The organism is uncultured Sphingomonas sp., assembly GCF_913062585.1.
In the GTDB taxonomy this organism is placed as follows: Bacteria; Pseudomonadota; Alphaproteobacteria; order Sphingomonadales; family Sphingomonadaceae; genus Sphingomonas.
The window spans coordinates 1-13,714 of the sequence record NZ_CAJXWX010000013.1 but is presented as its reverse complement, the minus strand read 5'-3'; the positions used below and the strand labels follow the sequence as shown (position 1 = coordinate 13,714).

Sequence of the window (13,714 nt, the reverse complement as noted above, 5' to 3'; positions counted from 1 at the left end):
GGGCGGTTCAGGATACGGAACGCCACGACCTGCCATAGGTTGAAAACGAACTTGGGGCCGCTGCCCCTGGGAGTTGGCGTATGAAGAAGATGTTCCGAACTCTGGCCATGATCGGCCTTTCGGTGGCGGGCGTTGCGACGACGACGGCGCTGCCTATGTCCTCGGCCCAGGCCCAGTCCTGGCGCGACGATGGCTATCGTCACGACCGTGATCGCCGCGACGACCGTCGCGACTGGCGCGGTGATCGGGGGGATCGGGGCGACTGGCGGGGCGAGCGGCGCGGCTGGCGTGACGATCGCGGCTGGCGCGGCGACAATTGGCGGGCCCGGCGCGAAGCGCGCGTCGCTCGCGAATATGATCGCGCGCGTCGCACCCCCGGCTATGTCGATCCGCGCTCGCAGGGCGACTATACCAACTATACCGGACCGGGCTCGGGCTACCGCCCCTGCCACTATGTCCGACAGAATGGCCGTACCCTCTGTCGGTAACAGCGATATGGCGCGCGGGACTTGGGTCCGCGCGCCCTTTACCATCCGCGGAGGGTGACGAACGCGGATCGGCGGTGTAACGGCCAGTCGTTATGGCATATACCTCCGATCTGCTTCGCACCCTGGATGAACGGGGTTACGTCCACCAGATGACCGACGCCGCCGCGCTCGACCGGCTGGCCGTGTCGCAGGTGGTGCCCGGCTATATCGGCTTCGACCCGACCGCGCCGTCGCTGCATGTCGGCAGCCTGGTGCAGATCATGCTCCTGCGCCGGATGCAGCAGACCGGCCACAAGCCGATCGTCCTGATGGGCGGCGGCACCGGCAAGATCGGCGATCCCAGCTTCAAGGACGAGGCGCGCAAGCTGCTTGGTGAGGACGGGATCAAGGATAATGTCGCCTCGATCAAGCGCATCTTCGAGCGGTTCCTGACCTTTGGTGACGGGCCGACCGATGCGGTGATGGTCGACAATGCCGACTGGCTCGACAAGCTCGAGTATATCCCCTTCCTGCGCGAAGTGGGGCAGCATTTCTCGGTCAATCGGATGCTGTCGTTCGACTCGGTGAAGCTACGGCTCGACCGCGAACAGTCGCTCAGCTTCCTCGAATTCAACTATATGATCCTCCAGGCCTACGACTTCCGCGAACTGGCGCAGCGTCATGGCTGCCGCTTGCAGATGGGCGGGTCGGACCAGTGGGGCAATATCGTCAACGGTATCGAGCTGGCCCGCCGCATGGACGGGACCGAGGTGTTCGGCGTGACCACCCCGCTGATCACCACGGCGGACGGCGGCAAGATGGGCAAGACCATGGCGGGCGCGGTCTGGCTGCACGAGGATCAGCTGCCGCATTTCGATTACTGGCAGTTCTGGCGCAACACCGACGACCGTGACGTGGGCCGCTTCCTGCGCCTGTTCACCGACCTGCCGCTGGACGAGATCGCGCGGCTGGAAAAGCTGGAAGGCGCGGAGATCAACGAGGCGAAGAAGATCCTCGCCAACGAAGCCACCGCCATGTGCCGTGGCCGTGTGGCGGCGGAGGAGGCGGCGGAGACGGCGCGGCGGACCTTCGAGGAAGGTGCGGCGGGTGCGGCGTTGCCGAACTTTGCGGTTTCGGGCGGATCGGTGACCATCGTCGATGCGCTGATCGGGCTGGGCTTTGCCAAATCGAAGGGCGAAGCACGTCGCCTGATCGCAGGCGGCGGTGCCCGCGTGGACGGCGAGAAGGTGGCGGACGAGAATGCCGTCATCGCGGTCGGCGGGGAGCCGGTAAAGGTCTCTTCGGGGAAGAAAAACCACGGGTTGCTGACGGCGGGGTAATTCCCTTGGCCTTCGACTTCGCTCAGGCTGAACGGCGGTTTGCAGGAACACCCCTCTAAACCTCTGTTCCCCGGCGAAGGCCGGGGCCCAGTTTCTACGTCGCCGAGGAAGCGGGACAACGATGCGTGGGAGGCATCCTCCTCCCACCCCCACCACCAACGCCTAGCAACTGGACCCCGGCCTCCGCCGGGTTACGGCTCGGTCGATGCGCCAGCGCCCTCACCCCCGCCGAACCACCACCGCGCCCGCGATCACCAGCGCGACGCCGACGATCTTGCCGATCGAAACCGGCTCAACCTTGACGTCGAACAGACCGAAATGGTCCACGATCAACGCCGCCACCAACTGGCTGGCGATCGCCGCCGTCAAAGCCACCGAAATCCCAAGCCTCGGCGCGGCATAGGCCAACACCGCCACGAACCCCGCGCCATAGAATCCGCCCAGCCACGCCCAACCTGGCGCCCCCTTAAGCGCCGCCGGACTGGTCCGGTCCATCGCCACCCAGGCGATCGCGAGCACCAATGTCCCGATCAGGAACGAGGTCAGCGCCGCCAGCACCACCGACCCCGACACCTTGGCGAGTTCGGCATTGGTCGGCGGCTGGATGGCCAGACCGATACCGGCGATCAGGACGAGGATGAGCGGAAAGACAGCAGCCATCAGCGCCCAACGCCACGAACGCGTCTTCGTTCAGCCCGATCGCAACAGCGCGACGCCCGCATCCCGCTCGAACAGATAAAGCGCCGTCCGCGCCGCCTGTCCACGCGGAGCCTCCAGCCCACCATCCCGGTCGATCAGCAGCCGCGCATCGTCCTGCGCGCATTGCATCAGGTCGGCCATGTTCTCCGGCGTCGCGAGCCGGAACGCCATCTCCCCCGATTGCCGCGTGCCGAGCAGCTCGCCCGCCCCGCGCAGCCGCAGATCCTCCTCGGCGATGCGGAAGCCGTCATTGGTCTCGCGCATCAACGCCAGCCGCGCGCGCGACGTCTCCGACAGATGCGAGCCGCGCAGCAACAGGCACCGCGACAGCCCCCCGCCCCGCCCGACACGCCCGCGCAACTGGTGCAACTGCGCCAGCCCGAAGCGGTCGGCATGTTCGATCACGATCAGCGTGGCGTTGGGCACGTCCACCCCCACCTCGATCACCGTCGTAGCGACCAGCACCCCCAGCCGCCCGCCCGCGAACGCCTCCATCACCGCGTCCTTCTCGGCGGGCTTCATCTTGCCATGGACCAGGCCGACCCGCTCGCCGAACCGCGCCCGAAGGGTTTCGGCGCGCATCTCGGCCGCGGCGAGGTCGGACTTCTCGCTTTCCTCGACCAGCGGGCACACCCAATAGGCCTGTCCGCCCTCCGACAAATGGCGGCCGAGCGCGTTGACCACCTCGTCCAGCCGGTCCTCCGACACCACCCGCGTCTCGATCGGCTGGCGGCCGGGGGGCATCTCGTCCAGCCGGCTGACATCCATCTCGCCATAATTGGCCAGCGTCAGCGTGCGTGGGATCGGCGTCGCGGTCATCGCCAGCAGATGCGGCGGCGTCTTGCCCTTGGCCGACAGCATCATCCGCTGCGCCACGCCGAAGCGATGCTGCTCGTCCACCACCACCAAAGCCAGGTCGCGATAGGTCACGGTTTCCTGAAAAATGGCGTGGGTGCCGACGAGGATGTCGATCTGGCCCGCCGCGAGCGCCATCAACGTGGCCTCCCGCGCCTTGCCCTTGTCGCGGCCCGTCAGCACCGCGATCTCGACCGGCAGCCCGGCAAGCGTCTTGCGCAGCGTATCATAATGCTGGCGCGCCAGGATTTCGGTCGGGGCCAGCATCGCGGCCTGCGCCCCCGCCTCGACCGCGATCAGCATCGCCATCGCCGCGACCAGCGTCTTGCCTGCGCCCACATCGCCCTGAAGAAGCCGCAGCATCGGCGCGTCCTGCGCCAGATCGCCCTCAATCTCGCGCACCGTCCGGCTCTGCGCGCCGGTCAGCGTATAGGGCAGCTTGAGCATGTCGCGCAGCCGCCCGTCACCGTTCAGCGCCCGCCCGCGCCGCTTGCGGGTATCGGCGCGGACCAGGGTCATCGCCAGCTGGTTGGCGAATACCTCGTCATAGCCCAGCCGCTCGCGCGCCTTGGCATCGGCCGGATCGGCATGGATGCGGGCGAGCGCCTCCTTCCAGTCGGGCCAGCCGCGCTGCGCCTTCAGCCCCGGCTCGATCCATTCGGGCAGTTCGGGCGAACGCTCCACCGCCTGCGCCGCCAGCGCGCCCAGCCGCCGCGAGGTGATCCCCTCCGACAGCGGATAGATCGCCTCGCGCTCGCGGAAATCGTCATTGCTGTCGCCCAGATCGGGGTGCACGATCTGCAAATCCTGGCCGTACAGGTCGAGGCGACCTGACACGATCTTCGTCTCACCGATCGGCAACAGCTTCTTCACCCAGCCCGAATTGCCGCCGAAATAGACGAGCGCCACGCTGTTGCCCGCCGTATCCTCGGCCCGCACGCGTGTCGGGCCGCGCGGCGAGGACGACACGCGGTGCTCCTTCACGGTCAGCGGGATGGCGATGACCCGCCCGGCATCCGACACCATCAACTCGTCGCGCGGAAAGCGGTCGATATGCCCGGTCGGCAAATGAAAGGCGACATCGACCACGCGCGCGATGCGCAGGCGTTCGAGCGGCTTGGCGAGACCGGGCCCGACGCCTTTCAGCGACGTGACCTCGGCGAACAGCGGATTGAGGATATCGGGACGCATGACTAGATGGGTCTGTATAGCCTACCCGCCGCATGTCGCTAGAGCGTGCGCGCAATCTCGTTGGATCGGAACCCCATGGACCACGAAACCCGTATCAAGCGCCTCCGCTTCCGCGCATGGCATCGCGGCACCAAGGAAGCCGATCTGATGATCGGCGGCTTCTTCGATGCGCATCATGAGACGCTGAGCCCCGAAGAGCTCGACTGGTTCGAGGCGCTGCTGGAGGAACAGGATGTCGACATCATGGCCTGGGCCATCGGCACGCAGCCCTGCCCGCCTGAGTGGGACGGCCCGGTGATGCAGCGGATGCGCGCGCTGAATTTCGTGCCGATCGCCCGGTAACTTCCTGCCACTTCTCCCGTTTCGGAACCCCATGCCCGATATCAAGACGATCCTGACCGCCAAGAGCCCGCTGACCCTGTCGGGCGTTCCGGCGGGGTTCCTGCCCGTGCTGCTCGCCGACCTGTCGCGCGCCGCGACGACGCGCGCGGTCTTCATCTGCGCCGACGAAGCGCAGATGCGCGAGCTGGCCTCGACCGCGACCTATTTCGCGCCCGAGCTGGAGGTGGTGCAGATCCCGGCCTGGGACTGCCTGCCCTATGACCGCGCCTCGCCGACCTTGCGCGTCATGGCGGAACGGATCGCGGGGCTGCACCGATTGCAGGCCAAGCCGAAGACGCCGCAACTGGTCCTGACCACCGCCAATGCCGCGACCCAGCGCGTGCTGACCCCGTTCCGCATCCGGCAACTGGTCGCGCGCCTTGCTCCCGGTGAGCGGATCGGGCTGGAGAAGCTGTCCGCCCTGCTCCAGGCGAACGGCTATGTCCGTACCGAGACGGTCCACGATCAGGGCGAGTTCGCGGTGCGCGGCGGGCTGGTCGACCTGTTCCCCAGCGGCGAGGAACAGGCACTGCGGCTCGATTTCTTCGGCGACGAGATCGAGAGCGTCCGCACCTTCGACCCCGCCGACCAGCGGACCACGGGGCGGATCGACGGCTTCACCCTGCTCCCCGCGTCGGAAGCCTTGCTCGACGAGGAATCGATCAAGCGCTTTCGCACCCGCTACCGCGAGACCTTCGGCGCGACAGCGACCGGCGACCCGCTCTATCAGGCGGTGTCCGAGGGGCGGCGGATGGCGGGGATGGAGCATTGGCTTCCGCTGTTCGAGGAGAAGCTGTCGACGCTGTTCGACCATCTCGGTGACGGTGCGGTGGTGGTGCGCGACAATGGCGTCGCGGCGGCGGCGACCGGCCGGTTCGACGCGATCGCCGACTATTATGAGAATCGCAAGCGTGCCGAGGCCGCCCAGCCGGGCAGCTTCCGCCCGCTGCCCGCCAAGGCGCTCTATCTCGCCCCCAAGGAATGGGGCGAAGGACTAGACGCAGCCACCGCGCATCTCGCTTCCCCCTTCCACGAGCCGGAAAGCACCACCGTCCTTGATTTCGAGGTGGACGGCGCGCGCGACTTCGCCCCCGAACGCGCGGCGCACGCCAATATCTATGAGGCGGTGGTCGACCATGTCGAGGCGCTTCGCAAGGAAGGCCGCAAGCCCGTCCTCGCCAGCTACTCCGTCGGCGCGCGTGAGCGGCTCGGCAGCCTGCTGAAGGATCACGGACTGAAGGGCGCCAAGGCCGCCGAAACCTGGCAGGAAGCGCTAGGTATCGCCGATACGTCGAAAAGCTTCGGCGTCGCACTCGTCGTCCTGCCGCTCGACCATGGTTTTACCGCGCCGGGCATCGCAGTTCTGACCGAGCAGGACATGCTGGGCGACCGGCTGATCCGGCGGCAGAAGCGGCGCAAGTCGGCCGACGCCTTCCTGGCGGAGCTGGCGACGCTCTCGCCCGGCGATCTGGTTGTGCATTCGGATCACGGCATCGGCCGCTATGAGGGGCTGACCTCGATCCCCGTCGGCAAGAGCCCGCATGACTGCGTCGCGCTCTCCTATGCGGGCGGCGACAAGCTCTATGTGCCGGTCGAGAATCTCGAAGTCCTGACCCGCTATGGCTCGGGCGAGGACGGCGCGACGCTCGACCGCCTGGGCGGTGAGGCGTGGCAGCGGCGCAAGTCGAAGATGAAGGAGCGCATCCGCGAGATCGCGGGTGAGCTGATCGCCACCGCCGCCGAACGCGCGCTGCGTCCCGGCGAAGTGGCCGAGCCCGACAGCGCGGGCTATCCGGCGTTCGTCGACCGTTTCCCCTATGAGGAAACTGACGATCAGGACCGTGCCATCGACGATGTGCTGGGCGACCTGACCGCTGGCAAGCCGATGGACCGGCTGGTCGTCGGCGATGTCGGCTTCGGCAAGACCGAAGTGGCGTTGCGCGCGGCCTTCGTCGCGGCGATGGCGGGGATGCAGGTGGCGGTGGTCTGCCCCACCACGCTGCTTGCCCGCCAGCATTACAACAACTTCGTCCAGCGGTTCGAGGGCTTTCCGATCAAGATCGGCCGCCTCTCCCGCCTCGTCACCGCGACCGAGGCGAAGAAGGTCAAGGACGGTGCAGCGTCGGGCGACATCGATATCGTCGTCGGCACCCATGCGCTGCTGGCGAAGAATGTCGAATTCAAGCGGCTCGGCCTCGTCATCGTCGACGAAGAACAGCGGTTCGGCGTCACCCACAAGGAACGGCTGAAGGCGCTGAAGGCCGATGTCCATATGCTGACGCTGACCGCCACGCCGATCCCGCGCACGCTGCAAATGGCGATGTCGGGCCTGCGCGAATTGTCGGTGATCCAGACGCCGCCGGTCGATCGGCTGGCGGTGCGCACCTATATCATGCCCTGGGACCCGGTGGTGCTGCGCGAGGCGCTGCTGCGCGAACATTATCGCGGCGGGCAGAGCTTCCTCGTCACACCGCGCGTCGCCGACCTGCCGGACATCGAGGAATATTTGCGCAAGGAGGTGCCCGAGGTCCGCTATGTCGTCGCGCACGGCCAGATGTCGCCCACCGAGGTCGAGGAGCGCATGTCCGCCTTCTACGACCGCAAGTTCGAGGTGCTGGTGTCGACCACCATCATCGAGAGCGGCATCGACATTCCCTCCGCCAATACGATGATCGTCAACCGCGCCGACCGTTTCGGCTTGGCCCAGCTCTATCAGTTGCGCGGGCGGGTCGGCCGGTCGAAGACGCGCGCCTATGCCTATATGGTCACCCCGCCCGAACGGATGATGACCGAGGCGGCGGAGAAAAGGCTGAAGGTGCTGTCCGACCTGGATTCGCTGGGCGCGGGGTTCCAGCTCGCCAGCCATGACCTCGACATTCGCGGCGCGGGCAATCTGCTCGGCGACGAACAGTCGGGGCATATCAAGGAGGTCGGCTACGAACTTTACCAGTCGATGCTGGAAGAGGCGATCCTGGAGGCCAAGGCGGGCGGTGCGTTCGAGAAGAAGCGCGACTTCTCGCCGCAGATCACCGTCGATGCACCAATCCTGATCCCGGACGATTACGTCCCCGATCTCGACCTTCGCATGGGGCTTTATCGCCGCCTCAACGATCTGGAAAAGAACAGGGAAGTGGAGGAATTCGCCGCCGAGATGATCGACCGCTTCGGTCCGCTGCCCGAGGCGACCGACAATCTGATCCAGGTCATCAAGATCAAGCTGAACGCCAAAAAGGCCTGCATCGCCAAAATGGATGTCGGCCCGCGCGGCGTGCTGGTCGCCTTCCACGACAACCGCCCCCCCAATGTCGACGGGCTGTTCGCCTATGTCGAGCGGCTGGGCGACCTCGCCAAGCTGCGCCCCGATGGCAAGCTGGTCCTCAACCGCGCCTGGCCCGACGCCAAGGCCCGGCTGCACGGCGCACTGCAATTGTCGAAGGGCCTGGCAAAGGCAGCGGGATAACGCTCCAATCCTCCCCATCTCCGATGGGGAGGGGGACCGCGCCCGAAGGGCGTGGTGGAGGGGCGGGTTCCCGAACGAACCTCATCGCCCGTCGAAACAGAACCGCCCTGCCCCTCCACCATCCGGCTGCGCCGGGCGGTCCCCCTCCCCAAGCGCAGCTTGGGGAGGAATTGGGGGTCAGCTGCTATGGTCGGCGACGATCTTCCAGCCATCGGCGCGGCGCTCGAACAACAGCGAGGTCATGCCGCTTTCGCCGCCCGACAGGTTCCATCGGGCGATCAGGAACCGGCGCTCGCCCAGCCGCTTCCACTCCAGAAAGTCGAAGCGGAGCTGGCCCCGGCTGTTGCCGTCGCCCGTAAAGCTGCGCTGGAAATTCTGCGTGATCGCGGCCTTGCCACGGGTCAGCCCGCTCTTGCCGACGAACACCGCATCAGGGGCGTAGATCGCGACGAAGCGGTTCAGATCGCCCTTGTTCCACCCCTCCGCGCTGTCGAGCATCGCGGCGCGGATCCCCACCTCGGCCGGGTCGGTGGCGGGCGCAGCGGCCTGGAGGGCGACGGGAGCCAGCATCAGTCCGCCGATCATCACCATGCTCATGCCGCGCATTCCATCTCCTCCTCGACCATCGTCCGCAACGCGTCTTCGTCCAGCGGCGCGGCGCGCAGGAAGCCTTGATAGGTCTCGCAACCCAGCCGTCCCAACAGCTCCGCCTGTTCATGGGTCTCCACGCCCTCGGCGATGATGCCCATGCCCAGTTGCGCGGCGATCCGGATGATCCCGCGCACCACCACCCGGTCGCGGCGCGAGGCGTCGACCTCGGTCACCAAGGCGCGGTCGAGCTTGATATAGTCGATCGGCAGGCTGGTCAGATAGGCCAGGCTGGAATAGCCGGTCCCGAAATCGTCGATCGCGATCCGCACACCGGCCTGGCGCAGCGTGTCCAGCACCGCGGCGGCGCGGTCCAGTTCGCGGATCAGGCCGGTTTCGGTGATCTCCGCGGTCAGCCGCTCGATCGGGAAGCCGCTGCTTGCAACCCGATCCAGGAACAGTCGCGCAAAACCCGCGCGGGCGACATCGGCGGCGGTGATGTTGATCGACAGGCGCAGATGCGACAGGCCCGCCGGCCAGCGCGCCGCCCGCTGCAGCGCGATCTGCTGGATATGATCCGACAAGGCGAGGCCCAGATCGGCGCGCTCGGCCGCTGCGAACAACGGATCGGCGCCCAGCGGCCCCAGCGTCGGATGCCGCCAGCGGGCCAGCGCCTCCACCCCGGTGATCCGCCCGGTCTTGATCGCGACCTGCGGCTGGAACACGATGTCGATCTCGCCCCGCTCGATGGCGTGATGCAGATCGGCGGCCAGGACGTCGAGCGGGGTCACATCGCCCGGATGCGCGAAACGCAGCATCACGCCGTCCCCCGCCTGTGCCTGACGCAGCGCCTCACCGGCACGCGCCAGCAGCCCGGCCGGGTCTTCGCTGGCCTGCGACGTGGCAAGGCCCAGCCGTGCGCCCAGCCGGATCGGCACCGCGCCGGCTAGGAACGGCTGGGCCAGCACCGCTTCCAACGTCTCGGCGACTGCCCGGGCGCGCGACGGATCGACGACGCAGGCCATGACGAATTCCGCGCCGCCGGACCGCGCGACGATGGCGCTGTCGCCGAACGCCTCGGCCGCCGCGGCCTGGATTCGCGCCTCGACCGCCCGCAGCAACATGGTCCCCGCCGGGCGGCCATGCGCCGCGTTGATCAGGTCGAGCCGCGAGAGCGCGACGATGATCGCCAGGCACGATTCGCCCCGATCCATCGCATCGGCGATCCAGCGATGCACTTCGCCCACTTCGCCATCGGCATGGGACCGCCGCCGCCGGACATCCAGCGTGCGCCGGGCATGGCGCTCCGCCAGCTTCAGCGCGGCGTGGAGCATCGCATCGTCCGCATCGGGCGCCAGGACATGCGTCGCACCCGCCGCGATGAAGGCCTCCAGCGTGTCGGGCTGGGCATCGGGCACGGCGACCAGCATCGCGGCGCCGGTCGCCGCGATCACCGCCCCCAGCGCCTGCGCCGCGCGCAATCCCGCATCGCTCGGTCCACGAGCGTCGATCAGCGCCACGCGCGCCTCGCTCGCCAGGAAGGAGCCGACCAGCAGGTCGCCCGCCGTGGCGTCGCCATCGCGCGGCGCCATCGACCAAATCGCCCAGCCCGCGCGGATGATCGCGGCGTCCAGGGTCGCAGGGTGGTGGAACGAAAGCGCGAACACCGCCGTTCCCCTGCGGTGGGCGTTAAAACCGAATTCATCCTGCGTCATGGGCGCACCCTATCCACCGGCCTGGGGATCACCAACGGCAATCCGTCTTGTCCGCGTCCCGCCTTGGGGCTACCCTCATGACGATGGGCGGTGCCAAAGCCTCGACTGCCGGATCGCTGGTCGATCAACATGGCCGCATGATCCGATACTTGCGCATTTCGGTGACCGATCGGTGCGACCTGCGCTGCCGCTATTGCATGGCCGAGCAGATGACATTTTTGCCACGCTCCAAGCTGCTCAGCCTGGACGAGATCGCGATCATTGCCGAACGCTTCATCGCGCGCGGCGTGACCCGAATCCGCCTGTCGGGCGGCGAGCCGCTGGTGCGGCGCGACGTGGTCGACCTTGTCAAGCGGCTGGGCGGCCATGTCGGGCACGGCCTGGACGAACTGACCATGACCACCAACGGCACCCGTCTGGCCGACCATGCAGAAGGGCTGGTCGCGGCGGGTATGCGGCGGATCAATGTCAGCCTGGACAGCCGCGATGCCGAGCGGTTCCGCTACATTACGCGTCATGGCGATGTCGACCAGGTCATCCATGGCATCCTTTCCGCACGCGACGCAGGCCTGTCGGTCAAGATCAACATGGTCGCGCTCAAGGGGCTCAACGAAGATGAGATCGCTTCGATGCTATCATGGTGCATTTCGGAGGCGTTGGATCTTTCGTTGATCGAGACGATGCCGCTGGGGGCGATCGGCGAGGATCGCGTCGACCGTTTCCTGCCGCTGACCACCGTGTTCGACCGGCTGGCGGCGGAATTTCCGCTGGTCCGCGCCGGGCATCGCACCGGCGGCCCGGCGCGATACTGGCAGGTGGAGGGCAGCGATACCCGGCTCGGCCTGATCTCGCCCCTGACCGCGAATTTTTGCGACGGCTGCAACCGCGTGAGGCTGACGACCGAGGGCAAGCTGTATATGTGTCTGGGTCATGAGGACCAGGTGGATTTGAAGGCCGCGCTGCGCGATGGCGGAGTCGACGGGCTGGATGCGGCGATCGACGCAGGGCTGGCCGCCAAGCCCGCCCGGCACGACTTCCGCATCGCGGCGGGATCGGCCCCGGCGGTGTCGCGTCACATGAGCGTGACCGGCGGATGACCCAGCCCGTACGGCGGGCGCTGGTCGCCTCGCCCACCGCGCCCGCGCAAGCCGCGGTCGCCGATCTGCAGAACAGCGCCGACTGGGTCGATTTCGACGAAGCCGATTACGTCATCGCGCTGGGTGGCGACGGCTTCATGCTCCAGACGCTGCACCGGATGCTGGAACGGCGGCGCGGACCGGTGCCGGTGTTCGGCATGAACCTGGGCACCGTCGGCTTTCTGATGAACGAGTGGCGCAGCTATGGGCTGGAGGATCGCCTGGCCCGTGCCAAGCCGTTCCGCGTCACCCCGCTTCAGATGACCGCGACCGGGATCGACGGGCGCATCCAACAGCTGCCCGCGATCAACGAGGTCTCGCTGCTGCGCGAAACCCGCCAGACCGCCAAGCTGGAAGTCGCGGTCAATGGTCGCATCGTCCTGCCCGAACTGGCGTGCGACGGGATATTGGCCGCGACCCCGGCGGGATCGACCGCTTATAATTTCTCGGCACAGGGGCCGATATTGCCGCTGGGTTCGGCCCTGATCGCCCTCACGCCGATCAGCCCCTTCCGCCCCCGGCGCTGGCGCGGCGCGATCCTGCCCGACAAGGCGCGCATCTCGATCAAGGTGCTCGACCCGGGCAAGCGCCCGGTGTCCGCCGTGGCCGACCAGCGCGAGGTGCGCGACGTGGCGCAGGTCGATATCTGCATGGACCGGTCGCGTGAACTGACCCTGATGTTCGACCCCGAACATGCGCTGGACGACCGCATCACGATGGAACAGTTCGTCGCCTGACCACCCATTTTATCCACAGCTTTGGCGGCGAGACTTACGCAAAACCGTCAAAAAGGGGGTTGCGGCTTTTTTCGAGCCCTTTATAGGACCCCTCCACAGCGCCGGACATTCCCTGATAGCTCAGCGGTAGAGCTCTCGACTGTTAATCGAGCGGCCGTAGGTTCGAATCCTACTCAGGGAGCCACCGGCGCTGTTTTGGATGGTGCACCCCCTTCAGGGGGAGTACCACCCCCTCCTGGCGAACCAACGTTAGCCAGTAAGTCGAATGGCTTACGGAACGTGGTAGACAGTTCGCCGCCTGCAAATGTGCAGTTCGATAGCACGAGATTCAGAGCCCTGCGCTTGCTGGAAAGAGGCAGCGTTTCAAACCGGTGATGAGCTGTGCGGGCAAAGTCGACGAGCGCGATTCCGTCGTCGATCACGTCATCTTCCGCCGAAGCAGGACTCTCTAGGTCGCGGACGCACCTGTCTCGCTCCTCCCTCCATGTAGTCGCTACGCGATCGTGAAACTCGCTCGTTACCCGCCCCTCAATTTTGTCCAGGTAGAGGGTGTCGAGTCGGTGCTGGAGGCGATCGGCTTTGAACAGCCCCCACCGAGTGGTCCGGCTTGTTAGTTAGTGCATTGTCGTCTCCGCCGCCATTGCCGGGCGTAGGTGGAGCGAAGCGGAACCGGAGGCCGGTAATGGCGGTGTCACCGCTTCCGGGGCCGGCGGGCGGTAGCCCAGGCTGCTGTGCGGCCGGACGGTGTTGTAGTGACGGCGCCATGCCTCGATCAGCACCCTGGCCTCCGCGAGGCTGTAGAAGATCTCGCCATTGAGCAGCTCGTCGCGAAGCGACCCGTTGAAGCTCTCGTTATAGCCGTTCTCCCATGGCGAGCCCGGGGCGATGTAGAGCGTCTTCACGCCGATCCGGCCGAGCCAGGTCTGGACGGCGGTGGCTATGAATTCGCTGCCATTGTCCGACCTGATGTGCGCTGGCGGACCACGTTCAATGAACAGGTCGGCCAACGCGGCCAGCACGTCTTCGTGGCGGAGCTGGCGTGACACGATCAGTGCCAGGCACTCGCGGCTAGCCTCGTCGATGATGGTCAGGATGCGGAACTTGCGCCCATCGTGGGTACGCTCCTCGACGAAATCATAGGCCCA

At 66.9% G+C, this 13,714-nt stretch carries 11 protein-coding genes and 1 tRNA gene; 7 read left to right on the top strand and 5 right to left on the bottom strand.

Going from position 1 to position 13,714, the window contains the following annotated elements; all coding sequences use genetic code 11:
• The first annotated feature begins 80 nt into the window (after window positions 1–80).
• Together QZ546_RS10170 and tyrS are read left to right on the top strand one after the other, a co-directional pair.
• Window positions 81–488 (top strand): hypothetical protein, encoded by a 408-nt coding sequence (locus tag QZ546_RS10170; RefSeq protein WP_294236746.1) that lies wholly within the window; start codon window positions 81–83, stop codon window positions 486–488.
• 92 nt (window positions 489–580) lie between these two features.
• The gene (gene tyrS, locus QZ546_RS10165) at window positions 581–1,807 is read left to right on the top strand and encodes a tyrosine--tRNA ligase (RefSeq protein WP_294236743.1); all 1,227 of its coding nucleotides are present in this window, start codon (window positions 581–583) and stop codon (window positions 1,805–1,807) included.
• A 219-nt stretch (window positions 1,808–2,026) separates the two neighbouring features.
• Here the strand turns inward: tyrS and QZ546_RS10160 are convergent, their stop codons facing one another.
• Together QZ546_RS10160 and recG are read right to left on the bottom strand one after the other, a co-directional pair.
• Window positions 2,027–2,467, bottom strand: a complete 441-nt coding sequence (locus tag QZ546_RS10160; RefSeq protein ID WP_294236741.1) for a DMT family transporter — start codon at window positions 2,465–2,467, stop codon at window positions 2,027–2,029.
• A gap of 30 nt (window positions 2,468–2,497) precedes the next feature.
• Window positions 2,498–4,552: an ATP-dependent DNA helicase RecG gene (gene recG, locus QZ546_RS10155; protein WP_294236739.1), complete on the bottom strand. Its 2,055-nt coding sequence runs from the start codon at window positions 4,550–4,552 to the stop codon at window positions 2,498–2,500.
• A gap of 75 nt (window positions 4,553–4,627) precedes the next feature.
• On the opposite strand from recG, the gene QZ546_RS10150 reads away from it, so the two are divergent.
• Window positions 4,628–4,894: a succinate dehydrogenase assembly factor 2 gene (locus QZ546_RS10150; RefSeq protein ID WP_294236737.1), complete on the top strand. Its 267-nt coding sequence runs from the start codon at window positions 4,628–4,630 to the stop codon at window positions 4,892–4,894.
• A gap of 31 nt (window positions 4,895–4,925) precedes the next feature.
• A complete protein-coding gene (mfd, locus tag QZ546_RS10145; RefSeq protein ID WP_294236735.1) occupies window positions 4,926–8,393 on the top strand; it encodes a transcription-repair coupling factor in 3,468 nt (1,155 codons plus the stop codon).
• 177 nt (window positions 8,394–8,570) lie between these two features.
• Here the strand turns inward: mfd and QZ546_RS10140 are convergent, their stop codons facing one another.
• The gene (locus QZ546_RS10140) at window positions 8,571–8,999 is read right to left on the bottom strand and encodes a DUF4440 domain-containing protein (RefSeq protein ID WP_294236732.1); all 429 of its coding nucleotides are present in this window, start codon (window positions 8,997–8,999) and stop codon (window positions 8,571–8,573) included.
• Complete coding sequence (locus QZ546_RS10135; protein WP_294236730.1) at window positions 8,987–10,648, bottom strand: bifunctional diguanylate cyclase/phosphodiesterase; 1,662 nt, start codon at window positions 10,646–10,648, stop codon at window positions 8,987–8,989. Before QZ546_RS10135 ends, QZ546_RS10140 begins: the two co-directional genes overlap by 13 nt.
• 125 nt (window positions 10,649–10,773) lie before the next feature.
• Between QZ546_RS10135 and moaA the strand changes: the two genes are divergently transcribed.
• The 3 genes from moaA to QZ546_RS10120 all read left to right on the top strand — a co-directional run bounded on the left by moaA (window position 10,774) and on the right by QZ546_RS10120 (window position 12,753).
• On the top strand, window positions 10,774–11,793 hold the full coding sequence (gene moaA, locus QZ546_RS10130) for a GTP 3',8-cyclase MoaA (protein ID WP_294236728.1): 1,020 nt from the start codon (window positions 10,774–10,776) through the stop codon (window positions 11,791–11,793).
• Window positions 11,790–12,569, top strand: a complete 780-nt coding sequence (locus QZ546_RS10125) for an NAD kinase (protein ID WP_294236726.1) — start codon at window positions 11,790–11,792, stop codon at window positions 12,567–12,569. The genes moaA and QZ546_RS10125 overlap by 4 nt, the downstream gene beginning before the upstream one ends.
• Window positions 12,570–12,678: 109 nt before the next feature.
• A tRNA-Asn gene (locus QZ546_RS10120) sits at window positions 12,679–12,753 on the top strand.
• A gap of 430 nt (window positions 12,754–13,183) precedes the next feature.
• Here the strand turns inward: QZ546_RS10120 and QZ546_RS10115 are convergent.
• A partial coding sequence (locus QZ546_RS10115; protein ID WP_294236724.1) for an integrase core domain-containing protein occupies window positions 13,184–13,714 on the bottom strand: 531 nt, incomplete at its 5' end.

Coding starts and splice junctions, on each gene's coding strand:
- QZ546_RS10170 (WP_294236746.1), top strand. CDS start 81: ATGAAGAAGATGTTCCGAACTCTGGCCATGATCGGCCTTTCGGTGGCG.
- tyrS (WP_294236743.1), top strand. CDS start 581: ATGGCATATACCTCCGATCTGCTTCGCACCCTGGATGAACGGGGTTAC.
- QZ546_RS10160 (WP_294236741.1), bottom strand. CDS start 2,467: ATGGCTGCTGTCTTTCCGCTCATCCTCGTCCTGATCGCCGGTATCGGT.
- recG (WP_294236739.1), bottom strand. CDS start 4,552: ATGCGTCCCGATATCCTCAATCCGCTGTTCGCCGAGGTCACGTCGCTG.
- QZ546_RS10150 (WP_294236737.1), top strand. CDS start 4,628: ATGGACCACGAAACCCGTATCAAGCGCCTCCGCTTCCGCGCATGGCAT.
- mfd (WP_294236735.1), top strand. CDS start 4,926: ATGCCCGATATCAAGACGATCCTGACCGCCAAGAGCCCGCTGACCCTG.
- QZ546_RS10140 (WP_294236732.1), bottom strand. CDS start 8,999: ATGCGCGGCATGAGCATGGTGATGATCGGCGGACTGATGCTGGCTCCC.
- moaA (WP_294236728.1), top strand. CDS start 10,774: ATGACGATGGGCGGTGCCAAAGCCTCGACTGCCGGATCGCTGGTCGAT.
- QZ546_RS10125 (WP_294236726.1), top strand. CDS start 11,790: ATGACCCAGCCCGTACGGCGGGCGCTGGTCGCCTCGCCCACCGCGCCC.